At 69.5% G+C, this 22,194-nt stretch carries 31 protein-coding genes and 2 pseudogenes; 6 read left to right on the forward strand and 27 right to left on the reverse strand.

What is annotated here, in order from left to right:
• Positions 1–423: 423 nt before the first annotated feature.
• Positions 424–594: a hypothetical protein gene (locus tag ACIA5F_RS30370; protein ID WP_399358630.1), complete on the reverse strand. Its 171-nt coding sequence runs from the start codon at positions 592–594 to the stop codon at positions 424–426.
• Between ACIA5F_RS30370 and ACIA5F_RS30375 the strand changes: the two genes are divergently transcribed.
• Positions 532–2,868 (forward strand): Helicase associated domain protein, encoded by a 2,337-nt coding sequence (locus tag ACIA5F_RS30375; protein ID WP_399358626.1) that lies wholly within the window; start codon positions 532–534, stop codon positions 2,866–2,868. The two genes, ACIA5F_RS30370 and ACIA5F_RS30375, sit on opposite strands and share 63 nt — an antisense overlap.
• A gap of 51 nt (positions 2,869–2,919) precedes the next feature.
• Here the strand turns inward: ACIA5F_RS30375 and ACIA5F_RS30380 are convergent, their stop codons facing one another.
• Positions 2,920–4,287, reverse strand: coding sequence for a helix-turn-helix domain-containing protein (locus tag ACIA5F_RS30380; protein WP_399358576.1), 1,368 nt, complete (start codon positions 4,285–4,287; stop codon positions 2,920–2,922).
• Positions 4,288–4,643: 356 nt separating this feature from the next.
• Entirely contained in the window at positions 4,644–5,282 is a 639-nt protein-coding gene (locus ACIA5F_RS30385) for a hypothetical protein (RefSeq protein WP_399358578.1), read from the reverse strand.
• A 389-nt stretch (positions 5,283–5,671) separates the two neighbouring features.
• Between ACIA5F_RS30385 and ACIA5F_RS30390 the strand changes: the two genes are divergently transcribed.
• On the forward strand, positions 5,672–6,571 hold the full coding sequence (locus tag ACIA5F_RS30390; protein WP_399358580.1) for a hypothetical protein: 900 nt from the start codon (positions 5,672–5,674) through the stop codon (positions 6,569–6,571).
• 131 nt (positions 6,572–6,702) lie between these two features.
• Here the strand turns inward: ACIA5F_RS30390 and ACIA5F_RS30395 are convergent, their stop codons facing one another.
• The 6 genes and pseudogenes from ACIA5F_RS30395 to ACIA5F_RS30420 all read right to left on the reverse strand — a co-directional run bounded on the left by ACIA5F_RS30395 (position 6,703) and on the right by ACIA5F_RS30420 (position 8,723).
• Positions 6,703–6,912: a hypothetical protein gene (locus ACIA5F_RS30395; RefSeq protein WP_399358582.1), complete on the reverse strand. Its 210-nt coding sequence runs from the start codon at positions 6,910–6,912 to the stop codon at positions 6,703–6,705.
• Entirely contained in the window at positions 6,909–7,079 is a 171-nt protein-coding gene (locus tag ACIA5F_RS30400) for a hypothetical protein (protein WP_399358584.1), read from the reverse strand. Before ACIA5F_RS30400 ends, ACIA5F_RS30395 begins: the two co-directional genes overlap by 4 nt.
• Positions 7,080–7,174: 95 nt before the next feature.
• A complete protein-coding gene (locus ACIA5F_RS30405; RefSeq protein WP_399358586.1) occupies positions 7,175–7,756 on the reverse strand; it encodes a Scr1 family TA system antitoxin-like transcriptional regulator in 582 nt (193 codons plus the stop codon).
• 110 nt (positions 7,757–7,866) lie between these two features.
• A pseudogene (locus tag ACIA5F_RS30410) lies at positions 7,867–8,019 on the reverse strand (helix-turn-helix domain-containing protein); the annotation flags it as partial.
• A 16-nt stretch (positions 8,020–8,035) separates the two neighbouring features.
• Positions 8,036–8,566 carry a DUF6879 family protein gene (locus tag ACIA5F_RS30415; protein ID WP_399358587.1) on the reverse strand — a complete coding sequence of 177 codons (531 nt, stop codon included), beginning with the start codon at positions 8,564–8,566 and terminating at the stop codon, positions 8,036–8,038.
• Complete coding sequence (locus ACIA5F_RS30420; RefSeq protein ID WP_399358589.1) at positions 8,535–8,723, reverse strand: hypothetical protein; 189 nt, start codon at positions 8,721–8,723, stop codon at positions 8,535–8,537. Before ACIA5F_RS30420 ends, ACIA5F_RS30415 begins: the two co-directional genes overlap by 32 nt.
• Before the next feature lie 245 nt (positions 8,724–8,968).
• On the opposite strand from ACIA5F_RS30420, the gene ACIA5F_RS30425 reads away from it, so the two are divergent.
• From ACIA5F_RS30425 to ACIA5F_RS30435, 3 genes are all read left to right on the forward strand, one after another.
• Positions 8,969–9,478 carry a hypothetical protein gene (locus ACIA5F_RS30425; protein WP_399358591.1) on the forward strand — a complete coding sequence of 170 codons (510 nt, stop codon included), beginning with the start codon at positions 8,969–8,971 and terminating at the stop codon, positions 9,476–9,478.
• A gap of 49 nt (positions 9,479–9,527) precedes the next feature.
• Entirely contained in the window at positions 9,528–9,983 is a 456-nt protein-coding gene (locus ACIA5F_RS30430; protein ID WP_399358593.1) for a hypothetical protein, read from the forward strand.
• 71 nt (positions 9,984–10,054) lie between these two features.
• A complete protein-coding gene (locus ACIA5F_RS30435; RefSeq protein WP_399358594.1) occupies positions 10,055–10,888 on the forward strand; it encodes a transposase family protein in 834 nt (277 codons plus the stop codon).
• Between the two features lie 209 nt (positions 10,889–11,097).
• On the opposite strand, the gene ACIA5F_RS30440 is transcribed toward ACIA5F_RS30435, so the two are convergent.
• The 4 genes from ACIA5F_RS30440 to ACIA5F_RS30455 form a co-directional block, all read right to left on the reverse strand.
• A complete protein-coding gene (locus ACIA5F_RS30440; RefSeq protein ID WP_399358596.1) occupies positions 11,098–11,790 on the reverse strand; it encodes a hypothetical protein in 693 nt (230 codons plus the stop codon).
• Positions 11,791–12,049: 259 nt separating this feature from the next.
• The gene (locus ACIA5F_RS30445) at positions 12,050–13,132 is read right to left on the reverse strand and encodes a hypothetical protein (protein ID WP_399358598.1); all 1,083 of its coding nucleotides are present in this window, start codon (positions 13,130–13,132) and stop codon (positions 12,050–12,052) included.
• Positions 13,132–14,064, reverse strand: coding sequence for a ParA family protein (locus ACIA5F_RS30450; RefSeq protein ID WP_399358600.1), 933 nt, complete (start codon positions 14,062–14,064; stop codon positions 13,132–13,134). Before ACIA5F_RS30450 ends, ACIA5F_RS30445 begins: the two co-directional genes overlap by 1 nt.
• A gap of 444 nt (positions 14,065–14,508) precedes the next feature.
• A complete protein-coding gene (locus tag ACIA5F_RS30455) occupies positions 14,509–14,889 on the reverse strand; it encodes a hypothetical protein (protein ID WP_399358602.1) in 381 nt (126 codons plus the stop codon).
• Positions 14,890–15,231: 342 nt separating this feature from the next.
• Between ACIA5F_RS30455 and ACIA5F_RS30460 the strand changes: the two genes are divergently transcribed.
• Complete coding sequence (locus ACIA5F_RS30460; protein ID WP_399358604.1) at positions 15,232–15,951, forward strand: hypothetical protein; 720 nt, start codon at positions 15,232–15,234, stop codon at positions 15,949–15,951.
• A gap of 226 nt (positions 15,952–16,177) precedes the next feature.
• Here ACIA5F_RS30460 and ACIA5F_RS30465 read toward each other — a convergent pair whose 3' ends face one another.
• The 14 genes and pseudogenes from ACIA5F_RS30465 to ACIA5F_RS30530 form a co-directional block, all read right to left on the reverse strand.
• Positions 16,178–16,546 (reverse strand): hypothetical protein, encoded by a 369-nt coding sequence (locus ACIA5F_RS30465; RefSeq protein WP_399358628.1) that lies wholly within the window; start codon positions 16,544–16,546, stop codon positions 16,178–16,180.
• Between the two features lie 54 nt (positions 16,547–16,600).
• The gene (locus ACIA5F_RS30470; RefSeq protein ID WP_170198266.1) at positions 16,601–16,777 is read right to left on the reverse strand and encodes a hypothetical protein; all 177 of its coding nucleotides are present in this window, start codon (positions 16,775–16,777) and stop codon (positions 16,601–16,603) included.
• Positions 16,774–17,259, reverse strand: coding sequence for a hypothetical protein (locus tag ACIA5F_RS30475; protein ID WP_399358606.1), 486 nt, complete (start codon positions 17,257–17,259; stop codon positions 16,774–16,776). Before ACIA5F_RS30475 ends, ACIA5F_RS30470 begins: the two co-directional genes overlap by 4 nt.
• On the reverse strand, positions 17,259–17,465 hold the full coding sequence (locus ACIA5F_RS30480) for a hypothetical protein (protein ID WP_399358608.1): 207 nt from the start codon (positions 17,463–17,465) through the stop codon (positions 17,259–17,261). Before ACIA5F_RS30480 ends, ACIA5F_RS30475 begins: the two co-directional genes overlap by 1 nt.
• A gap of 23 nt (positions 17,466–17,488) precedes the next feature.
• Positions 17,489–17,773 (reverse strand): hypothetical protein, encoded by a 285-nt coding sequence (locus ACIA5F_RS30485; protein ID WP_399358610.1) that lies wholly within the window; start codon positions 17,771–17,773, stop codon positions 17,489–17,491.
• Positions 17,770–18,210, reverse strand: coding sequence for a hypothetical protein (locus tag ACIA5F_RS30490; protein ID WP_399358611.1), 441 nt, complete (start codon positions 18,208–18,210; stop codon positions 17,770–17,772). The genes ACIA5F_RS30485 and ACIA5F_RS30490 overlap by 4 nt, the downstream gene beginning before the upstream one ends.
• Complete coding sequence (locus ACIA5F_RS30495; RefSeq protein WP_399358613.1) at positions 18,207–18,884, reverse strand: GGDEF domain-containing protein; 678 nt, start codon at positions 18,882–18,884, stop codon at positions 18,207–18,209. The genes ACIA5F_RS30490 and ACIA5F_RS30495 overlap by 4 nt, the downstream gene beginning before the upstream one ends.
• Positions 18,885–18,973: 89 nt before the next feature.
• The gene (locus ACIA5F_RS30500) at positions 18,974–19,282 is read right to left on the reverse strand and encodes a hypothetical protein (RefSeq protein WP_399358615.1); all 309 of its coding nucleotides are present in this window, start codon (positions 19,280–19,282) and stop codon (positions 18,974–18,976) included.
• A gap of 100 nt (positions 19,283–19,382) precedes the next feature.
• On the reverse strand, positions 19,383–19,685 hold the full coding sequence (locus ACIA5F_RS30505) for a hypothetical protein (RefSeq protein WP_399358617.1): 303 nt from the start codon (positions 19,683–19,685) through the stop codon (positions 19,383–19,385).
• A 36-nt stretch (positions 19,686–19,721) separates the two neighbouring features.
• Positions 19,722–19,937: a hypothetical protein gene (locus ACIA5F_RS30510; RefSeq protein ID WP_399358619.1), complete on the reverse strand. Its 216-nt coding sequence runs from the start codon at positions 19,935–19,937 to the stop codon at positions 19,722–19,724.
• Positions 19,934–20,161 (reverse strand): hypothetical protein, encoded by a 228-nt coding sequence (locus ACIA5F_RS30515; protein WP_399358621.1) that lies wholly within the window; start codon positions 20,159–20,161, stop codon positions 19,934–19,936. Before ACIA5F_RS30515 ends, ACIA5F_RS30510 begins: the two co-directional genes overlap by 4 nt.
• Positions 20,158–21,108: pseudogene (locus ACIA5F_RS30520) on the reverse strand (AAA family ATPase). Before ACIA5F_RS30520 ends, ACIA5F_RS30515 begins: the two are co-directional and overlap by 4 nt.
• Entirely contained in the window at positions 21,105–21,443 is a 339-nt protein-coding gene (locus ACIA5F_RS30525; RefSeq protein WP_399358623.1) for a hypothetical protein, read from the reverse strand. Before ACIA5F_RS30525 ends, ACIA5F_RS30520 begins: the two are co-directional and overlap by 4 nt.
• A gap of 156 nt (positions 21,444–21,599) precedes the next feature.
• Positions 21,600–21,944: a hypothetical protein gene (locus ACIA5F_RS30530; RefSeq protein ID WP_399358625.1), complete on the reverse strand. Its 345-nt coding sequence runs from the start codon at positions 21,942–21,944 to the stop codon at positions 21,600–21,602.
• Between the last annotated feature and the right edge of the window lie 250 nt (positions 21,945–22,194).

The raw sequence follows: 22,194 nt of genomic DNA on the forward strand, positions 1-22,194 counted from the left end.
ATGGAATTCCGTAAACGGAATTCCGAACGGAATGCAATTCTCGCAAGCGCGAATTGGAGGCGACCGCGCAAGCGCGATCACCGGGGCTGGCTACGAGGGGAGTGCATCGCGCGCGGGCCTGTGTAGGGCCTGGAGTTACTGCCCACCACCCCAGTAACGGGAGTGACGGACCGTCGGCCCGATCGGGTGCTGGCCTCACCGCAGTGACGGGCTCCGCTGCGCTCCACCCGAACCCCTCCCTCCATCCTCGAAACCGGCCGCTCACGTCCATCAATACCCTGCCAGCATACCCCATGAACCGTATGCGCGGGGTGGAAATCAGCCAAGTATCAGCCTCCAGGGCGAACCTGTCGCGTGGGTGATGCATCACGGGACCCGATTGTGTAGGGTTTGGGCCCAGGCACCACCACCCTGGCCCACCACTCACCGCGCCGGACTTTCTTTCTGATTGCGCACCGCATTCCGCGAAAAGGAGACACGGGAATGGCCGTGAAACTGCGTGAACACCAGATTGAGGCCGTAGCCGCCATCGTGCGCGGTCTCGATATCCCGCCGGGCGGCATTCCCGTTAATGGCCTGCGCGGGCAGGTGCACGCCGCGTGCGGAACGGGAAAGACCATCATTGCGGCGGCTTCGGCAAAGCGTGTTGTTCCCAAGGGCCGCATTCTCGTCCTGGTGCCGACGCTGGACCTTCTGACCCAGACGGTGCAGGCGTGGCGCGGGGCCGGGCACACGGGGCCGGCGGTCGCGGTGTGCAGCCTCACCGACGACCCGGAGCTGTGGAACCTCCAGGTGCGCTCCACCACCAACCCGGTGCAGCTGGCCCTGTGGCACAGCACCGGGCCGGTCACCATCTTCGGGACGTACGCCTCGCTGGGTGTCCTGGCGGAGGCTTTCGAGGGTGCCTACGGCCAGCAGCTGGCCCCGATGGACCTCACGGTGGTCGATGAGGCCCACCGCACGTCGGGCTCGATGGGTAAGGCGTGGGCCGACGTCCACAGCCAGCGCGTCATCCCGTCGCACCGCCGGCTGTACCTGACGGCGACGCCGCGGATCTGGGAGGAGCGGCTGAACCGCGAGGTCGCCGAGGGGGTGCGTGACCCGCTGCCGCGCGAGATGGCGGCCTCCATGGACGACGAGAGGGTCTTCGGGCCGGTCCTCTACAAGCTCTCGTTGGCGTCGGCCGTGTCGCGGAAGCTGCTGGCGCGGTACCAGATCATCGTGCTGGAGCTGAAGGACCCGGTCGTCACGCCCGAGCGGCTGATGGGCGAGGACCGGCACAGCGAGAAGGTGCGCGGTGAGCGCCTCGGAGCCCTCCAGGCGGCGCTGCTGCACACTATGGAGCAGCACCAGCTCCAGACGTGCATCACCTTCCACCACCGGACCATAGAGGCCGCGGCGTACGCGAAGGGCCTGGAGCGGGTCGCCAAGCGGCTGCACGCGGACCAGCCGGAGAAGTACCCGGCCCGGATCTGGGCGGACTGGCTGTGCGGGGAGCACGTCCCCGAGCGCCGGCGGGGCGTCCTGGACGAGTTCGGCTCCACCGCGCGGCGGGCGGTGCTCTCGAACTGCCGGGTGTTGGGCGAGGGCATCGACATCAGGGCGGTGGACTCCGTGGCCCTCCTGGACCCCAAGGGCGCCCCGCACGACATCGTCCAGGCCATCGGCCGGGCGCTGCGTCAAAAGCCGGGAGAGGGGAAACTCGCCTCTCTGATCGTGCCGGTATTCCTCAAGGCCGATGAGGAGCCGGAAGATATGTTCACCTCGGGATCGTACAAGCCGTTGGTGAAGGTATTGGAGGGTCTGCGGGCTCACGATGAAGAGGCCGTGGAGTTGCTGGCGATTCCGCAGGAGCCGCAGAAGGACATGGTGCAGCCGTCCGAGTACATCGGGCAGCCGCCCCAGGACGGTGAGGATGAATCCCGTCTGCTGCTGCGTTTTTCGGCTCCGCGTGATCCGGTGATGGTCGCGGACTGGGTGTCGTTCAACGTGATCGACACCGAACGCCAGGACTGGGCGCGCGGCTGGTCGGCGCTCAAGACGTTCGCGGAGCGTGAGCTTCACGCCCGGGTTCCGTACGGGTTCAAGGAGGGCGCGTTCCCGCTCGGGGCCTGGGTCGCGGAGCAGCGACGGGCGTACGGGGCCGGGCAGATGACCGGCAGGCGGGCGCAGCGGCTGGAGAAGCTGGGCATGGTCTGGAGCGTGGCCGATGAGCGGTTCCAGGAGAACCTGGAGGCCGCCAAGGCGTACTTCGAGCAGCACTGGACGCTGTGCGCGCCCCGGTCCGCGACGATGCTGGACCGGCCGGTGGGGCAGTGGCTGTCCAACCTGCGCCGCCCCGGTGCGCTGGAGGAGCGCCCGGAGTGGAAGGCCGCGCTAGAGGCCGTGGATGAGCACTGGGACCCCACATGGCCGGCGGAGTGGCAGAGGCACTACGCCGCGCTGCGGGAGCTGCTGACCGACGAGGACGACGACTCCGACGTCCTGCCCGGCTTCACCGTCCACGGCATGGACATCGGGAAGTGGCTGGCGAAGCAGCGTCAGCACACGGTCTGGGTGGACCTGATGGACGGGCAGCGCGAGCTCCTGGAGGCGGTCGGCGTCGTGCCGCTGCCCCCGGAGCAGGCGGAGCCCGCCAAGGCCCCCAAGAAGGCCGTGAGCGCCTTCGAGAAGGGCGTGGCGGCCCTGGCGCAGCACAAGGCCCGGGAGGGCTCTGTGAAGGTCCCCAGGGCCCACGTAGAGGCGTTGCCGGACGGGTCGGAGGTCAAGCTCGGGGTGTTCCTGTCCAACAGCCGCAGCCGCCGGGCCAAGCTGACCGCCGACAAGCTCGCCGCTCTCGCCGCTCTCGGACTGGAGTGGGCAGCGTAGTCCCTTTGTGGGTCCGCGCTGAGGACAGTCAGCGCGGACCCTCTCGCCGTCCTAGTCGTCCCCGCCCTCTCCTTGTTCTGCGTCGTCGTCGAATCCGAACATGGGACGAAGTACGCCCCGTAGGTCGAGCTCGAGACGCTGAGCAGGGATGGACAGAGACCGCTGCACTTTGCTGCTGACGTTGGTCGCAGTCGCTCGCCACTCCGAAGGGAAGGAGTCGGCTTCCTGACTGCTGTAAACCGTGATGGGGTCAAGAGCCACGGTCTCGTGGGGGCGAAGGTCTACCGGAGCAAAGCGGATGAGAGTGCGGCCATCCTGCTGCTCGATGTCCGGGGAATGCAGGGACGGCAGATGGTAGGCCGGCGGCTGCACCCCGAGCACCCCTTGGTGGATTCCTAGGGCGGGGATGGTGCCCTCCCCGTACTTGGCCGGCTGGTGAGGCCAGTCGACCTCTTCCTCTGCGTCGGCCGTGACATAGGCCGTGACGGTGCCGGGGAGGCTCAGCACGACCTGGACCTTCGTGAGGTTGTCTTCGCCAGGGTTTGTCAACGTGAGGGTAAGAGGCGCACCTGTGGCGCTGACCGCCTGTGCCAGCGCATGCTGCATCGCAAGGTCGAAGTCGCTCAGGTACTCGTCCACCTCCTGCCGGAATTCCTCCGGGGAGCGGGAGTCAGGCCACAGGACTTGGAGCGACCCGAAGTCCCTGAAGGGGTTGGAAGCCGCGGCTTTCTTCTTCTCGTCCGCGGCGACCACCTGCCCCATCATGTCCTCGCGGAGGAAGTCGGTGATCGTCCGGCGGGCGTCCTCGGTCGGGGCCAGCACGGCGACGGTACCGGTGGGCATGGTGACCTCGACGTTCACGCGCTTCGTTGCCCTGCGGGCCCGCTCGGTGAGTGCGTATACCTCTGCGGGGTGAGCGGGTTCAGTCCTCCCGGCGTACCGGTGGAAGATGACACCTGGGCGGAACTTCGCGAATTCCGTGTGCAGGGGGTGTATGAGGTCGCCCCATCGTGGGGGAAAGACGTCGACGAGCATGACGTGGCGTCGGCCCTCGTCGATGTCCATGGGCACGTACGTGAACTGATAACGGCTGAAGTCGCCCAGGTAGCGCCTCAGCCAGGGGTCAACCTTCTCGATGTCGTGTGTCGGAACTCCATGGATCGCGTCCTCATCGACCCCGACCAGGAGGTAGGCGTGGCCTCCAGCCCACTGTTCGGCTACGTCGGGCATCCGGTTGGCGAAGCCGAGGATTGCCTTCGACACAGCGAAGGCTCCTTCCGGCTTCGACACGTCGTGTTGGGACTTCCACTCCAGCCAGCGCGTCTCGTCCGCACTGCTGGCGCTCAGAACGGCCCGGATCAGCTCTCGCTGCCGCGCCAGACCGACTACCGGTTCGTCTGCGTTGAAGTCCAAAGTCATGGTTGTCCTTCGTGCCAGGTGGACTACAAGCATGCGGGACCGCTCTGACAGACCCGACCCTTATCCGCGGCCCGACTGAGCAGCCAGGCCGCCATGGCCGGCCCCGGGGGCATGGCTGACTAGCCGGAGCCCGTGGCGTGGGGCAGGGTCAGTTTTCGGGGGCTATGGGGTCGGTAAGCCACCGGGGCGCACGAGCGGCCCGGGGTCCTTCGCGGTCCGGGGCCAGCGGCACCGCCCCAGGCCCTACACGCACTCGAGTGCGATGCCCGGGGATTCTGAGCTGCGGCATCGGACTGGTGTGCGTGTAGGCCCTGGGATCTTGGGCTGTTCCCCCGGCGAACTACGCCAGATCGCGGTCACGCTGGGCGTTGACCGGCCGGTCCGCCGTCGGCTCGTTCCTTCTCGATCGCGTTCATCCTGCGGACCATGCTGATCTGCGCGCGGACCATCGTGTCGAACAGGGCCTCCGGATCGCCGTCGGGTCCGGCGCTCGCAGCCACCAGCGAGGCGACTTGGCTGGCGAGGACGGTGACCACGTCGGCCGTCCCCACCGGGCCGCGGACCTCGATCAGTTTGCGCACGGCGTCGTCGATGCGGTCCATGGCCTCCTCGCCCTGGAGGAACAGCCCGAGCCGCTCGGCGAGGAACATGCGGACGACCGCCACGCCGTCGGCCAGGGCGGTGTCCACGTTGAAGTCGGCGCGGGCCTTCTCCGACTCCTTGAGCACGGCCGGGATCGTGTACGTCCGCTGCTCCGGGATGAGGCCCTCCTTTCGCCACTTCGCGTACGGGATGGGGCCGACGGCGTCACGGCGTGCACGGTGTTCGTTGGTCGGGCTACCGCCTGCGGTGCGGCAGGCCCGCCCTGCGGCTGCCTTGCAGGTCGGGCATTCGACATGGCGCATCCACGAGCGCAGGAGATCCATCTCGGCAGCGGAGCGGAGGTGGCGTCGCCACTCGCCGCCCCACGGGATGCTGTCCGATCCGTTCTCCACGCCCTGCCCCCTGGGTCCGGTGGTGGGTGCCGTCGTCGGCGCCGTGATGACGACCGTACCGGCGGTGGCGCCCCTCAGCGGTCGATCGGAAAAATGCCGTTGCCGCCGGTCTCCAGCACGTACAGCTCGTAGGGGACGGGTCCGCTCTCAGAGTCCCGGTCGGCCATGCCGATGCGGGTGAACCCGGCTTTGCCAGGAAGCGGCCGGAGGCGGGGTTGCGGTCCTGACCGAACTCCTCGGCATCAGCCCCCGAGACCGCCACCGCCTGGACCCAGAGCAGAGCCCACTGGGCCCGCTACGCAGCAGAGATCCAGAAACGGCCGCACCTACGACATCAAGGCCCGAAAATCTGAACGGCCTCAAGCCCGATCGGGCCTAGGGTCCAACACATGGAACCCGAACAGCTCAAGGTCTCATCGCACCGGTGGATGTCTGGAGCACTGACCGCCTTCTCGCAGGGACCTGCGTCCTACGACTTCGCCGTCCATCACGCCGGAGTCGCAGCAGAGCACCTACTCAAGGCATACCTCGCGAACCTGCACCCGGCATTGATCGTCGAGGGCAAGGACTTCAACTCGCTGCTTCACGCGACAGGCCACGGCACACGCGCCTCCATCGACCTCAGCCGGGCGAAGACCATCGGCATGGTGGAGGCACACGCGCGAGTGCACACGCTGATGCGGAAGCAGATGCCCATCGACGCGAAGACCTTCCTGCCGGTCGCCGTCGCACGAAACGGTGTTGCGCATGTTGGCATCCACGATGTCTCTGAGGTCCAGACCGTCTTCACCACGTGTCTCCAGGTGATCGACCCCCTGCTCACGGAGCTGCAGATCGACCCCAAGACCTACTGGGGCAGCTACCAGCAACTTCACGACATGCTGATCGCACAGCAAATCGAGGCAGCACGCATCGAGCTGGAGAGCAAGCTGGTCAAAGCGCGGGCGATCTTCGAACAGCGTTACGGTCACCTGGATCCGAAGGATCGCGAAATCGTGCTGGCAACGATCACTCGGCCGCAGCCGTCACCCGGCCACTCAGAACACGTCGAGGAAGCGCTCTGCCCCGCCTGCGGGTCACGGGGTGGACTCATCGGGGAAACCCACGTCCAGCCCGGTGACGACTTCGTCTCCTTCGCGCCCTACGCCTTCGTCTGCTCCGCCTGCGGCCTCGACCTCGATGGCGAAGGAGAACTGGGAGATCTCGCCGAGGAAGTTTCCATCGGCATGACGCTCAGCGACTACTACTCGGACTGGGAGCCCGACGAGGACATGTATCGAGAAAGGTGACACCTCCGGCTCCGAGCTCTATTCCTCAGCACTCGTTAGCCGTGGTTACCAATTGCTCTGGTGGTGCCCCTCTCGATCGGTTCGCTGTGGTGCGATGCCCCGTGGCCAGTCGTGTGAGCGGACCGGGGTGGTCAGGTGGATCCGGCGGCCTCGATGTTGCTGATGGCCGTCGGCAGTTCGGTTCCGCCGGCATCGGGGCGGATGTAGGCGAGGTCGGCCTGGCAGGTTCCCCTGTGCATCGGGATCTCTTCACGGACCACGGAGGTGAGCTCCCCGATGAGTCCGGAGGCGATGTCGCGGACGCGGTGGCCGAGAAGGGGGTGCGGTAGGGGTGTGCTCATCCGGCGGTGTCTTCCGGGCCGTTGTCGTCGTGGTCCTCGTCCGCGTGGCTGAGGAAACGCGCGAGCCCCTGGTCCGAGCGGGCCAGGAGCCCCGGTGAAGGGATGCCGTAGCCGGGCTGGGACAGGCCCGACCGGGTTGGTGTCGGGCTGTTGGTGGGTGTGTTCATCAGGGGCCTCCGTGCTGCCGGTGGAATCCCAACACTCTTGAAGCTAGGGATCCGGGCTGAGGCCGTTCAACGTTCTTGCGGGAAATTGCGGAGTTTCACCGATGCGCGGCGGCGGCCCGCTCGATCAGGGCTCGGGCCCCGTCGCCACGGACGGCTTTGGTCGTGAGATCGGCGAATGCCCGCTCGTAGGTGGTGATCTCGCCGGGCGCGGTGACGGTGACCCTGGCGGACAGCAGCTCGATGCCGACCTGGGTGTTGTCGTAGATCGTGAAAGACTCCATCGACCACAGCGGCCTGGAGGCGCGGGTGGCGATGATGCCCAGGGAGACCTGCGGCAGGGTGGTGAGCTCGAGGAGGTGGTCGAGCTGGGCGGCCGTGGTTTCAGGGCCGGCGAGGCCGGAGTGTAGGACGGCCTCCTCGATGAGGAAGGCGAACTGCCGGCCTCGCTTGCGCAGGACCCTGGAGCGCTTGACCCGCGCGGCCGCGGCGGCTTCGACGTCGTCGGTGGTGCCGTGGAACGTGCCGTAGGCGGAGATGACGGCGGCCGCGTAGGCGGGGGTTGCAGGAGGCCGGGGACCACGTTCGAGCAGTAGACGCGGAACTGGCGGGTGCCTTCGACCAGAGGCACGAACTCCTGCTGGAGACTGGTCAGTCCTGCCCGGTTCAGGCGCTTCCACTCCATGTACATGGAAGTGGCGCTGCGCATGGCGGCGACCAGGTCCTCGGCCTGGCCGTCCGCGTCGCACGCGGTGCACCAGGTGCAGATGTCGGTGTCGGAGGGGATGGCGTGGCCGTGTTCGAGGCGGGAGGTCTTCGCCGGGTGCCAGCCGCACGCCTCCGAGAGTTGATGGCCGGCCAAGCCCGCGTCCAGGCGCAGGTGCCGCAGCCGCGTGGCAAGCGCGGTGCGGGCGGCCTGGGCACTGGACAGGGGCGAGGTCATCAGCGTGTTGCTCCGGCTAGGGCTTGTAGTCCGCGTAGGGGACGGCGCGTTCCCACACGGCCGTGAACGCGGACGCGCACAGTGCGGCGATGGTGGGGTCGTCGGACATCTCTCCTCCGGCGGGGGTGCCGTTGCCGGTGAAGTGGTTCCAGCGGATGAGGCGGCTGTCGATCAGCCAGAAGTCGTTGCCGGGGAGCGCGATGTCGGAGGCGTGGCGGCGGGGCAGGTAGCGGATCTCCTCGCCGGCCGCGATGTTCACCACCGCCCCCGCGTGGCTGTACTTCGAGTAGTCCGACAGCGGCTCGGAGACGATCCGGGCCCGGCGTACGGTCACCCCGCGGGCGACGGTGCGGCGGACCAGGCCGGTCCAGAACGCCCAGTAGTCCGAGTCGGGGTCGGTGTTGCGGGTACCGGTGGCCAGCCAGTCGGAGAAGCCGGCGGACTCCGCCGCGACCCCGTAGCCGTCGCGCATCTCCAGGTGGAGGGCGGAGTGCTGGGCGCCGTCCAGTAGGACGTCAAAGCCCGGCACTACGTCGCTCTGCTTCATCGCACGCCTCCCTCAACAGCGCCGCCATCCGCGCGGGAATCCGTACGACGCCCTCGGTAGGCGGGATCGATCCGGTCTTCAGGCACTGGGCGAGCAGCGCCTCGTCCGCGTTCCAGCCCTGGACGACCACGTCGGCCGTGTCCTCGTCGACCCACACCGTCGGGCACTGCCCGGTGTCGGAGTTCGGGTCGATACCGATGAACCGTAGTGAGTTGTCGCCAACCTGAAGTGCCAGGTCAAAGGGCTGGTGTGATCGGACCTCGGGGTACTCGTGCTGGTCGTGGGCGTGAGTCCACGGAGAAGATCGTCTGTCAGCACGGCTGGGTCGAAGAGAATCGCGATGCAGCAGCGTCGGCGAATGTGCGAGCCTTCTGCTCCCAGACGCCGACCGAGAAGACGCTGATGACCCCCGACGACGCCCTCAAGCAGCTCAGCCACATCGCGCGCGAGCGGGCATTCTGCAGTCACGTCGGGTCCGACCGGCTCATCCAGGCAGGGCTTGACGCGTTGATCGCCGGGGTTGCGAGCCCCTCACTCGCCATGCTGGCCGGCCTCCTTCGGATCGAAGAGCCCGAAGCCCCGGCGCTCTTCGATCAGGTGCTGGAGGAATTGGGACTGGTCTTCCAGCCCCCCGCTGATCCACGCGCCGCGAAGTGGGCAATGGCCCACTGGGTCGCCGGCCAGATCGCTGACGGAACCCTGGCCCCTGCCACCGGCACCCACATCATCTGGGCGGACATCGCCTATGACCTTGGCTATCCCGAAGATCTGGAACCCCTCGTCTCCTGCGCACTCAGCTGGGACGACTGCCAGGAGAGCTGGGGAGTCTCCTTCGAGGAACTCAACAAGGAAGCGGTCGAGGCGGCGAAAGAGTTCTTGATCAAGCGGTCGGCAGCAGAGGCAGGGAGCTAACCGCCGGTTCTCGCCCGCGGTGACTGGGCGGTCTTCTACGATCCGGTGCATGCTGGATCCCGAGCTGCTGGAACGGATCACCGCGCGGCGCGCGGAACTGGACGAACTCGAAGAACAGATAGCCAAACAGCTTGCGGAGGTGCGGGCCGAGCGGGACGAACTCGCCGTCGCCGAACGGGTCCTCGAACGGATGACTGGGCAGCTCGCTGAGGAACGCGCCTCGGCCGCGCCCATGCCCGGGCAGGTGGCCGGACGAGCAGTGATGCTCATTCCGCACCGCGAATCGGGTGTAGAGGAGGGCTCGCTTCCGTGGGACTACCAGCGCATCATCAGCGCCGTGCGGCAGGCCGCCGGACCGGTCATGGCCCGCGAAGTCGGCGAGGTGGTGGGGGTGGACAACAGCGTGAAGGCCAAGCTGGAACCGCTGCGCAGCAAGCTGATCAGACTCGTCGATCGCGGCTGGCTGCGGAAACTGCCTGACGGCCGGTTCACCACCCGTCTGTGACCAGAGCGCCGCCGCCTGGAGCGGCTCAGAACGGGCGTAACCGGGTTGCCCCCGGCGCCCGTTGGAATTGTGTGACGAATACCAAAGCGCCCCCCAAGGACAACTGCGCGCTTGTCTATCAGTGCCGTCTACCGCTGTCCACGCGCACCGTCAACCACCTCGCCGATCTACTCAGGCGCCATCTGAAGGCGATCCGGTCCAGGTGGCGGATCCTGCCGCCGGGGAGAATCGCGGTGATCGTCCTGGCCGTACTGCGCCACGACCAGCGGCTGGCCGACATGGCCGGCGGCAACGGCGTATCCGAGTCCAGCGTCCGCCGCTGGCGCGACGAGCTCATTGGACTACTCGCCGCCCAGGCGCCGCGCCTGGACCGCGCCCTGAAGAAGGTCGCCAAGCAGGGTGGGGAGCTGGTCCTGATGGACGGCACCCTCATCCGCACCCGGCGCCGCACCGGCAAGGCCGACCGGCGGAACTACTCCGGCAAGCACCGCAGCCACGGCCTGCACTTTCTCGCCCTGACCGACGAGAACGGGCGCCTGATCTGGATATCCGCCGCCCGGCCCGGCCGCACCCACGACAACACCGCCGCCCGCCACGACCACATCCTGGCCCACCTGCGCAACGCCGGCCTCGGCGCCCTCGCGGACCTCGGCTTCCGCGGCCTGGACAACAGCGTCCACGACCCAGTGATCGTCACTGGCTACGCCGCCACCCGTACCCACAAGCTCACCCCCGGCCAGAAAGAAGCCAACCGAGTCCTCGCCGTCGAACGCGCACCGGTCGAGCACGGCTTCGCTCACCTCAAGAACTGGCGGATCCTCACCAAACTCCGTGCCGATCCCGCACACGCCACCCAACTCCTGCGCGCGTTGCTCGTCCTGACGAACCTCGAAGTCAACCGCTGACGAATGATCTTCCCCGTGGACTCACGCCCACGACCAGCACGAGTACCTGGAGGACCGATCACACCAGCCCTTTGACCTGGCATTTCAAGTTGGCGGCAACTCACTGCCACCCGGTGGACATCGCGGTGGAGTCCACTCCCACCCGATGCGCGCCACGATGGGCTCCACTCTCCGGGCGTTGCATCGCCGGGCCGCACCTGTGGGAACCCTCAGCGGATCGGGCCCGCTCCCCTGCCCTGATCGGGCTGCGTGGTGTGGTGCTGCTGCTGGCGGGCGGGGTCGGCCGCTTCCTCGGCTGGCTGCTTCGGCTGCGATCTGTCCGCGATGATGCGGCCCCGGGCTTCGGAGGCCGCCGTGAAGGCGGCCAGCCGGGCGAGGTTCTTCGGTGTGTACAGCCACGTCTCAGGATCGGTCGTACGGCCCTCCAGGTACTCTTCGGGCATCGCGGCCTGCTGATGAACGTGCACGGCGGCGGCCTGCTGCGCCGGAGTGAGGGCGGCGTCCCGGTCCGGGTGGTCGACGGCGTGCGGCGCCGCCTGGTCGTGGTTCTGGTCGTCACGCGCGGCGGCCGATGCCGTCGCGGCGGGCGCTCCGTCCCGCACGGAGGAAAGTATCCGGGCGTCACGGATCGCGTTCTGCAGGGCGAGGCTGGCGACCCGGGCGCGCTCGTACCGGGACGATTCCCGCGGCGGCTTGCCGTCGGTGCTGGCGATCCACCACCGGTGCGGCCAGGCGAAGTCGGCGGTGTAGGTGAGCCGGTCCGGGGATGGGGCCCGGCGGCCCTTCTGCGGCACGGTGAGCTGCCGGGAGTGCCGGGACAGGGCCGCGTCGGCGATGTAGTCGTCCAGGTCGAGGACCTGCGCAGCGGAGGACGATTCCGCGCCGGCCTCCGCGTCAAGCACGTCCAGCGCGCATCCGGCATCTACGAGCTCACCTGGTCCATGGGCACCGGACCCGCAGGACGCGCCACCTGGCAGTACGGAGCCGCGCTCCGCCCCAACACACCGCACGTGATCTGGCGCCGCATCGGCACCCACGACATCCTCACCGGCCCCTGATCGGAATCCTCCGATCTACTTTCACGCGTGAAACCGACGTTCCACACGCCAGTGGCCCACCACCTGGAGGAGGTGATAGGCCACTGGGTTCGCGCTCCGGGCGTCAGCCCTTGGGGGCGTGCAGCGCCTTGTTCCGGATCGCGGTGGTCTTCGCGATGATGGCCTGTCGGACCTTCTCGTACTCCGCCGCGTCGTCGGGGCTGGCGGCGGCCTGGGTGAAGACGTCCTTCGTGACGGCCCGGTTCACCGCGTTGAGCGTCTTGAGCGCGTCTTTGAGGGTGACCAGGTGCTCAGGAACGATCTCGGCATCCTCGATGTCGTCCTCAGCTTCGCTGCCGCTGGGGGGCTCGGACCCCGCCGGCGGCTCCCCTTCTTCGTCGCCGCTGGGAGTCTCCCCGGAGGCATCGCCGTTCGATTCGGATTCGAACGCAGGCGCTTCAATTGAAGCGCTCTTGTTCGATTCAGATTCGAACACGGGGGCGTCGACACCCACACCGAGCGTGCGCCGGGTGGCCTGGACGATCACTTCCCGCTGCTGCTCGGACTCTTCGGGCAGCTGGCGGGGCAGGCTCTTGTGCACTGCCATCAGGCTGTCGGCCGTGGGGTGAGCACCCAGCTCGGCGCTGACGTCTCGGACGGCTTCGTAGAGGGTGACGGCGGCTTCGCGACCGTACTGCTCTTCGGTCTTGCGGGTGACCTTCACCTGCGAAGGCTTGGGGACAGTGCCGGTCTTGTGGGCCGTCTCCAGGGCGAGCGGTGCGTTCTTGCGGAGCTGGCGGCCGTAGACAGCGGAGCGGCCGATCTTCGCTTCCACGTAGCCTCCGAGGCTGCTGTGGGTGCGCCGCCACCACCGGCCCTTCGCCGCGCGCTCCAGGCCCTGTGCGATGACCCAGACTGCGGCATCGCCCGCAGCGAGCGCCGTGCTGATGACGGTCTCGGTCTGCTCCTTCTGCAGCAGTTCCGTCGCGGTCAGTTCGGAGGTGTCGTGGTCGTCGACTGCGCGGACGTCGTCGAGGCTCGGGAGTCCGTCGGCGAGGCGGAGCACGGCGTCGATGCTGGTGGCCGGTGCCGGTCCGTCGAGGATCTCCTCAGTGCGGGTCACCACGGCGGCTCCGGCCCCGGCGGAGTAGCCCTCATCGTTGCCGAAGAGGTCGTCCAGGGCGTCGGTCGCGTCGTAGCTGGGCATCAGGCGGCCTTCCCGTTGCCGAAGAGGATGCTGGCGCCGCGGTCGTAGTCCAGGACGGTGGTGGCGCTGGGGGCGAAGATGCGCAGCGGCTGCCGGGCGAGCTGGGCTTCTCCGATGCGCACGGAGGTGCGGGCGGGCAGGATCACGGCGTCCGGGTACGCCTTGGCGAGCCTGCCGCCGATCTGCCGGGAGAGCGTGGACTTCTCGAAGTCGGTGAGCACGACGGCTGCGACGCGCAGTTCAGTGTTCAGCCGGCCCTGCACCGAGGTGATCGTGCGGTTGAGGGCGGCGGCGCCTCGCACGTCGAGGCCGCTGGCTCCCTGGACGGGGATGACGACGTCGTGAGCAGCCACAAGGGCGGACACCGTGAGCGGTCCGAGCTTCGGTCCGCAGTCGATGATGTTGACGTCGATGCCGTCGTCGGCCTTGGCCAGGTGGAACTGGAGCTGGGTCTCTGTGCCGGTCGGGTGCTTGGTCTCAACGTCGTCCAGGTCGGGGAACGACGGGACGAAGTACAGGCCCTCGAACGGGGTGGCGTAGGTGATCTCCTGCAACGTGACCGACTGGTCGAAGTACAGGTGCATCAGGTTCTTGCGGTCGGCGGGTTCCACGCCCTCGGGGTAGAAGAACCGCAGCCACACCGACAGGGACGCTTCCTGCGGGTCGGCGTCGATGACCCGTACGCGCAGGCCGCGGGCAACGAGCGCCATCGCGAGTTCGAGCGCGGTCGTGGTCTTTCCCGCGCCGCCCTTCTGGTTGCAGATGGCGATGACGCGGGGCAGCGGCCCCGGCAGGAAGGTGGGCGGCACCACGATGCCGGCCCTCCACTCATGGAACGACGAATTGACGTCCCACTCGGTGACGATGTCGAGGAATGCCAGGTCGTCGCTCAGTGGCGAAACCTGTACGGTCTCTCCTTGTGTTTCTCGCATAGCCCGCAACCGTAGCGGGTGAAACACAGGACTCGCCCCGTCTGGTCTTATGACCGGTCGGGGCGCTTCCGTTTCCGCTCGGTGAAGCTACTGACCAGGGGATTCGAACGCCACGCCGTACAAGGCGGGTTGGCTTGCGCTCGCCGTCCCGGCCGTGGGAGAACAGGTCCAGGTTCGAGGTGCTCCCCTGAGACCGGGGAGCCTGCCCGTCCCGACGGACAGCATCCTGGCTGCGCACCGCCTCCCGGGGCGGAGCCTGGTCAGTCAGAAAACCTCAGAGGCCCGGCCGCTGGCGGCCGGGCCTCACCCCGTTCCTGGCCTGAAACGCAAGAAGGCCCGTACCCCCTGCGGCGTTCACGGGAAGTACGGGCCTTCGTGGTGTCAGGCGTCAGGCCGCCCAGGTCGCGGGCGCGCCTTCATCGGGGTTGGGGATACTGGCGGCCTTCACCATCGCGGCTGGGTGCCGCAGAGCGGTGATCGGAACGGCGCCGGGCTCGGTGCCGGGAGCCCAGACCATCCGCCAGGTGTCGTCCCACTCACAGGCGCACCCGTGGTCCGGGTGCGGATGCGGGGGATGAGTACCGACGGGTCGCCGCCCGGGTACAGGTGCAGGTTCCGCCACCCATGGACTCGGGCCATGTACGCGGCGGCGGCCTCGATGGCGTCGGTGGCGTCGTCGATCCCGGTGACGTACAGGTCGCGATGGGCGACGAAGCCGCTGTCGGGTGCGTCGTCGGCGCAGGGCGTCCAGAGCTGTTCGACGGGGTGCGGGGTGCCGTCGTCGCCCTCGCTGGTCTCGATCTCGTACGGGGCCGTGGTGGTCATGCGCTCGCTCCGGTGCTGGTGTCGGCCGCCTTGAGGACGCGCGGCAGATGGACGTGGAGGTGTTCGACGTCGACCTGACGGCCGCGGTCGCGGAGTTCGCGGGTGAGCCGTGACACGATAGTTGGAACTTGGCCACACTGATTGGAACCGGAGCGCGTCGGCGCTGGAATCGATCTTGGGATTGAGTGCCATGGTCTTACCTCGGCCTGAACCCGGTCGCAGGGGCAGGCTGACGAGAAGCGGACGGCTGGGAGTGTCCGACGGATAGGGTTGACTACCCGTCGATCGATCACATGTGCTGGCAGCCCGGCCGGTCGCCGGGGAGAGCGGCGGAGGCTCCAGATGCAGGAAGACGTCATGACGGCCGGGACGGGGTTGCGGGTCTACCCCGAGCCTGCGGACGTGTTCGTCACCGACCAGGTCGAACTGGCAGGGCACCTGCACCCGTTGATCTCGATCGATCTCGCCGAGGTGGACCCGGCCTGGCACGGGTGGATCCACCTGGTCAGCCCACTGGAACCGGCGGAAGGTTACCTCGGCGATCACACCGAGGCCTTCCACTCACCTCTGCAGAGAACCAACTGGCTCGGGTTCTCGATGCAGGACGACCGCTACCGCCTACTCGGCGACCTGCGCTACTTCGCGCGGGCGACGACCCCCGAGGAACTGCCCGACCCCTGGCCCGGGTTCCGTACGCGGCTCGACGAGCACTGCGAAGGCGAGGGACGCAGCTACCTGGCGCACCGGGACGCCTTCCGCCGTGAGGGCATCCTGCTCATGCGTCACAACGACGGGTCCCTGCGGTATGACGGATCCAACGCCATGGCACTGCTGGAGCAGCTCGGCGGCGACGCGGACCCTCACGACAACTGGGTCCAGCCCGATCTGTTCCACGTTGAGTACGACGACGACAGCGCGTGGCCGGTCAGTCCGGCCGGAAACCCATTCCGCTTTGTGGCGTCGGTTCCGGGCTGGCACTACCGACGCACGGGCGCCGACTCGATTCTGCTGTTCTTCGAGCCCGTCGAGCGGCTCGCGCTGCTGACGTTCGACTGGAGCTGAGGCACTGCCCAGGGGCGCGGGGAACTGCTGGCGGCAGCGGTTGGAGAGCCAGGGGTCCTCGGCGGCGTAGTCGAAGGCGAGCGATCTTCGGAAGCGGTTCCAACAAGAATGACAACTGAGCGCTTGGTTCCAAGAAGCTTGGCAAATCAGTTCCAACAAGCATGTCACCCACGCTGAGAACAGTCAGGTCAGCACGCCTTGGCGGTTCCAACTACCATGTCACGGCTCAGCGGGCAAGCAGTTCGGTGAGACCAGATGCCCTGTGCCTACCTCCTGCGCAGCCGATGGCGATGCGGCGGGGCCCGGCGGGCAGGTCGGCGTAGTCGGCGAGGTTGGTGAGCAGTTCGCGGGCGCCGGGGGTGTTGAGGACGACGTCCTGGACGCGGGGGTGGAAGCCGTCGAGGTCGAGGATGTCGCGGGCGGCGGCCGGGTCGCGGAGCCGGGCGCGGACGTCCTCGATACGGTCGGCGGCGGGCGGGACGGGGGAGCCGTCCGGGCCGGTGGGCAGGTGGGCAGGTGCAGGTAGCCGAACGAGATCAGGCGGATCGGGTGCAAGGGGTTCTCCTGCTCGGTAGTGAAGGACAAGGCACGGCAGAGCGCCGCGCCCGGCCTTCCTTCTCGGGTGCGGCGCTCTGCTGTCGGGCTCGGGCTATCGGGTGGTGGTGCCGGTGACCACGAGGAACTGGTCGGTGGTCAGGTCCATCACGACGTGGGCGTCGTGGCCCTGGGCGCGCTGGGCTGCGGCGTATTCGTCGGCGGGCCAGGAGCCGCGGGGGTGGCCGGCGGGGAAGCGTTCCAGGACGGTGCGGGGTGCGGCGGTGGTCATCGGTCGTCACCACCGTGCACGCGCTCGTGGATGTCGATGAGGGTGGCGATGGCGTCGGGGTTGTCGGCGAGGCCGACCCACGTGCCGCGCGCGGTGAAGACGGGCACGGCGTCGGTGTCGGCGTCGAAGATCACGCAGTAGTCGCCGTACCGGTCGATGACCATGTCGCTCAGGACCAGCATCGGCGCGGTGTCCAGGACCTCCAAGACCTCCACGGCGAGCCGGGCGGGCGCACCCGGCGTCTGGGGCTGGTGCAGGTCGCCGGTGACGCGCAGCAGGTCGCCGGGCTGTATGCGGGTCAGCAGCTCGTGGACGATCCCGGCGGCCGTGCCGGTGCAGGAGACGACCGTGTCGGGGGCGTCCTCGGGGAGGGTGTCCGCGTCGGCGGGGCACACGGTCAGGTCGAACATCGCGGTGCCGTGCGGGCCGGGGGCGGGGATCGCGTCGACCCAGCCGTCGACGGTGCAGTTCTTGGTGTCCATCAGCTGGCCTCCGCCAGGGTCTGGGTGGGGCGGGGGGTGCGGGTTCGGGTGGTGCGCTGCGCGAGCACCAGGAGCTCGGCGTTGCGCTTCTGCTCAGCGGGCGTGAGGGGCCGGGCCTTCGCCGCACCGTGGCGATGCCAGAGCGGGGAGGCCGGCGGCTCGGGGTAGGCGAGAGCGTGGTCGACGTCGCGGTCGGTGCTGCTCATGGGGACCTCCGAGGGGGAGGGGTTCAGGCGTGGGTGGCGCGCTTGGTGCTCTTGGGCTGGGTGTCGGAGGCGAAGCGGCCCTCGCGGCGGGCTTCAACGGGATTCGCGGCGATCCAGTCCTCAGCGCACGCCTTGTGGACGGGCTCCCCGGAGTGGGAGCGCATCGGCGTGGGCTTCTCGCACAGCACGCAGGGGCGGTCCTGCCAGCGGTCGTAGTGCTGGCTGTCGCGCCATTCGAGGAGCGCGCCGGGAGCCGGGACCAGGCCCGGCTCGAACGGCTGCTTCTTCTTGGCTCGGGCGCTGGTCACGGCCGGAAGCCGGGCAGCTGCTGGAACACGCGCTCCAGCAGGTCCGGCGTCGGCTTCCACGGGACGACCTGTCCGCGCGCGGGGACGGGCAGGGGGAGCTCCTGGACGTCGGCGAGCACGAGGTGCCAGGCCCCGGGGTGTGCCCACGGCGAGCAGAGCGGCGCTCCCTCGAGGTCCTGGTGGCAGTCGGTGATCCGGGCGACGCCGACGACCGCGCCGGTGACCAGCTCGCGGTCGCGGATCGTGCGGCCGATCAGCGGGAGGTGCAGGGCGGGCCGGTCGAGGGTCTTGCTCGTGTGCAGCAGTACCCAGCCGGTCCGCCACCGGCCGGGCCTGTTCTCGATCGTCTTGGCGCCGGCGAGGATGCAGGCCGCGTACGGCTGGCGGATGCTGATGCCGCGGATCCAGTCGCCTGCGGGCAGGGTCGCGGTGCTCATGCGGCCTGCCCCCAGACTGCCGTGCCGGGACGGCCGGCCCGGCGGCCGTTGATGGACGGCACCGTGGCGTGCCAGCTGGTCGCGAGGGCCGGGCGGCCGGAGTGTTTGCCGTCGTAGAGGGCGGCATCGGCGGCCCTCTGCAGCACGGCCAGGTCGTGGGAGCCGACCGAGGCCGGGGTCGCGGCGCCGACCGAGGCGGCGACGCCGACGGTGCGGCCGTCGTCCAGGATGACCGGCGTGTGCAGCATCCGGACCAGCTGCTCCAGGCGGTGCGCGCGGCGTTCGGCGGGCAGCTCCAGGACCACGGCGAACTCATCGCCTCCGAGGCGGCCGACGGACGCGCGCGGGCCCGCCCAGGCGGTGAGCCGGGCGCCGATCGACGCGAGGACGGTGTCCCCGGCCTCGTGGCCCATGCCGTCATTGATCTGCTTGAAGTGGTCGGCGTCGACCATGACCACGGTCACCTTGTCGCCGTGGCGGGCCAGGAGCCGGCGGGCGCGGGCGGTGTAGGCGTCGCGGCGCAGGAGGCCGGTGAGCGGGTCGCGCTTAGTGGCGGCGAGGCGCCGGTGGAGGGTGAGGGCGTGGAGGGTCCAGCCGGTCAGCGGGATGGCTGCCGTGGTCAGTAAGAGGGTGCGCTGTCCGAAGACGGACTGAACGCGGGTGAGGGAGGACATACTTGGGTTCTCCGTTTCGTCTCGTACGGGATGGATGGGCCCGGGGCAGCCGTCAGCCGGTCAAGCAGGGCGGCTGTCCCGGGGCAGAGCTACAGGTCGAAGGAGCTGGCGCTGGAGTTGGTCCAGCTGTGCGGGCTCTTCCAGGGGGCGGCTTTCGCGGCGGGCCAGTCGAGTTCCCAGCCGGGCCGGTAGCCGCGGGCACCCCAGCCGTCCGGCTGCCCGTGGGGAATCTCCCGGCCGGACTCCCGCGCGGCGCGCGCCGCGTCGTATGCCTCGTGCGCGGCCTGGACGGCGGTGGTCTCGTTGTCGGCCCGGCCGGTGAAGACGTGCACGCCGTGCAGGCCGGGTGTCGCGGTGCTGTGTATGGGGACGTCCACCTCGAAGTACCGCAGTGTCATGACGTCCGTCTCCCTTCGGTGCTGTGAGGGGCCACCGCGACCGCCCCGGCCTCGGCGGTCCGGGGCCGGGGCGGCACTGAGGGCTCTCAGAGCGGGGAGGTCAGCCGGCGGTCTCGATGGCGTCCCGCAGGTGCGTGCGCGCCCTGGCCAACAGCAGCGTCTGGTCGGCCGGCTCGCTGTCCAGGGCGTCGGTCAGGTAGATGGCGGCGGCGTCCAGGTCCTCGCTGGCGTCGTACAGGGTGCCGAGACTGGAGCTGCCGAGGACGTCGCGGGTACGTTCGACCAGGTCGATGAAGTCGGTCGCGGACAGGGTGCGCGGCGTCGGCTCCTCCAGGAGGTTGGCGAGGTCCGCCACGAAGCGGCTGACGAGGGCGGGGAAGGTGTCGACGGTCTGGACGGGCACGGGGTTCTCCTCGTGGTGGGGCTGGGGTTGCCGGGGTCAGTACGGGTTGTGGACGTTGACGGTGATCCGGGTGCGGCGGTCGCCGTAGTCGCGGCGCGGGTCGTGAACGGTGCGGCGGTGCGCGGCGAGGCCTGCGGACCCGCCCTGGATGACCAGGTGGCAGTCCTGGCACGCGGCCGCCCACTGGTCACTTGCGGGGAGGTCCGCCGGGGTGAGCGGGTGGGGATGGGGGCCGGGAGCGGCGCGGCTCACCGCTGTTCTCCGGCGGCGCGGAGCCAGTCGAGGCGGGCGGCGGTTGCGGCGAGCTCGGCGGCGAGGATGGACAGCCGGGTGGCGGGGTCGGTGACGGGCTCGCGCCGGATGAGTCCGGCCGCGAAGATCCTGGACTCGTCGGCCAGCTCGAGGGCGAGCCTGGCGAGCACCCCGAGGGTCTCCTCCGCATCGGGGCTGGCGGGGCTGTGGTTCTTGGTGTTCACATCGCCTCCGTGAGGATGTCGGCGTGCTGGTCCGTGCCGATCGTGTTCGGGCCGTGGAGGGTGCAGACGATGTCCTCGTCGTCGTCCAGGTCGCCGTTCAGCGCCCGGAACAGGCAGGTGACGCTGTAGGCAGGCGTCCAGGCGCGGCCGGTGCATTCGTCGTCGTGCGGGCAGGGAACGGCGACGTCGAACCCTTAGTCGCCCTGGCCGTCGACGTCCCGGCGGAACGCGAGGGTGAGGTACATCTGGCCGAGGCGGATCTCCGCGACGCGGTCGCCGCCGGCGAGCGGCGAGTTGTCGCGCCAGCGCCACAACGGCAGGATCTCGGGGCCGAAGGTGCGGCGGACCAGGAGCAGGTCGCCCAGGCCCTCGTTGTCGTCCCAGCCGAGATCCGCGCGCCGGGCATCGCTCAGCGGCTTCAGCAGCGCCTGGAGGCGGTAGACGTTCTCCGCGACGACGACGTGGTCGAACCCTTCGGCGGGCAGGCCGGGGAACGCGTCGACCATCGCGGCGTGCTGCGCCCGTACGACGTGCTCGGGCACGCGCCGGTTCGCGGGCCGGTCTTCCTGGCGTTCCACGCACACCGAGAGCGGGGTCGGGACGACCAGGGCGACCGCCGGGACGCCGTGTCGGCGGGCGGTCGCGATCAGGTCGGCGCGCACGGATTTCTCGGTGTTCGTCGCGTCGACGACCGTCATCTTGCGGCGGGCGAGGCGCGCCTCGAGGACGGCCTGGAGCGCGAACACCGCGTCCTGGGTCGATTCCTGGCACCCGGCGTCGTCGCTGACCATCGCCCTGAACCTGTCGAGCTCCAGGACCTGCGTGGCGGGCCAGGTGCTCGCCCAGGTCGACTTGCCCGAACCGGCCGCGCCGATCAGGCATACCAACGACGGGTCCGGGATCGTCGTGTCGACGGGCAGGGCGTTCTCCAGTCGGAAGGTGGTCATTCGGTTTCTCCCTGCGGATCAAGTGCACGGGTGGCGTAGTAGGTCTGCAGACCGGCGTTCTCGGTGATGAGGGCCGCGGCCTCGTGCAGCGGGCACGACATCCCGCCGTCACGGTCCGGCCCGATCCGTCCGGCGGACTGTCCGGCGACGGTGAGCAGCTGCGCGAGGGAGCCGAAGACGCCGTCCTGGCGGTGGTCCTCGTGGTGGAGCTCGCGCAGGATCTGCGCGAGCTCCCGGGCGCCGACCTCGCCGGTGAGTTCGTCCTCGATCTGCTGGAGGGCGAGCTGGACGATCCCGGCGGAGGCGCGGACCCGGTCCAGGCGGGTGCGGGTCACCGGCGGGCGCCGGGGCGGGCGGCGGCGCGTGCGGGGGATGAGCCCTCGGTTGGGGCGGCGGGCGCGGGGTGGGGTTGAAGGCCGGGCGGCCTGTCCGGCCCTCGCTCACCGCGCCGGGGGCGGGGTGGGCGAGGACCGGGCGGAGTGCCCGGACGGTCAGAGGGTGTGCAGGGCGGTGGTGAGGATGCCGAGGACGAGTGCGGCCGCTGTGGTGAGGATGAGGGCGGCGCCGGCGGAGGCCCACCAGTAGTGGCCGAGGGTTTTGGGGTCGTGGAGGTCGCTGAGGGCGTCGGCGAGGTGGGCGTGGGTGGCGGTGAGCGGGTGGAGGGTTTCGTACCAGCGGCCCCGGCGGTCTATGCGGCCGGCGAGTTCGTCGTCGGGGTAGTGCCCGCCGTGCTGGCTGTGGCGGTGGGCGTGGCCTTCGGTCTCGAGGTCGGCGGGGCGGTGGACGGTCGGGCTGGTGGTGCGGCAGATCGTGCAGCGGTACCGGTAGCGGCGCACGCGGTCTCCTGGCAGTCGGGGTCGGGGGTGGGATGATGTGGCCGCGGGGGCCCCGGCGGGGGGGGGGCCCGGGGGGGGGGCGGGGGGGGGGGGGGGGGGGGGGGGGGGGGGGGGGGGGGTGTGTGGGGGGGGGGGGGGGGGGGGGGGGGGGGGCCGGCTTCGGCGCCGTCGGGGTCGTCGGCGTGGTCGGCCTCGGCGTCGTGGGGCGCGGGGTGGGCAGGGTGCCCGACGGCGCGGTCGGGTAGTTCCC

The organism is Streptomyces sp. NPDC051567 (genome assembly GCF_044454165.1).
In the GTDB taxonomy this organism is placed as follows: Bacteria; Actinomycetota; Actinomycetes; order Streptomycetales; family Streptomycetaceae; genus Streptomyces.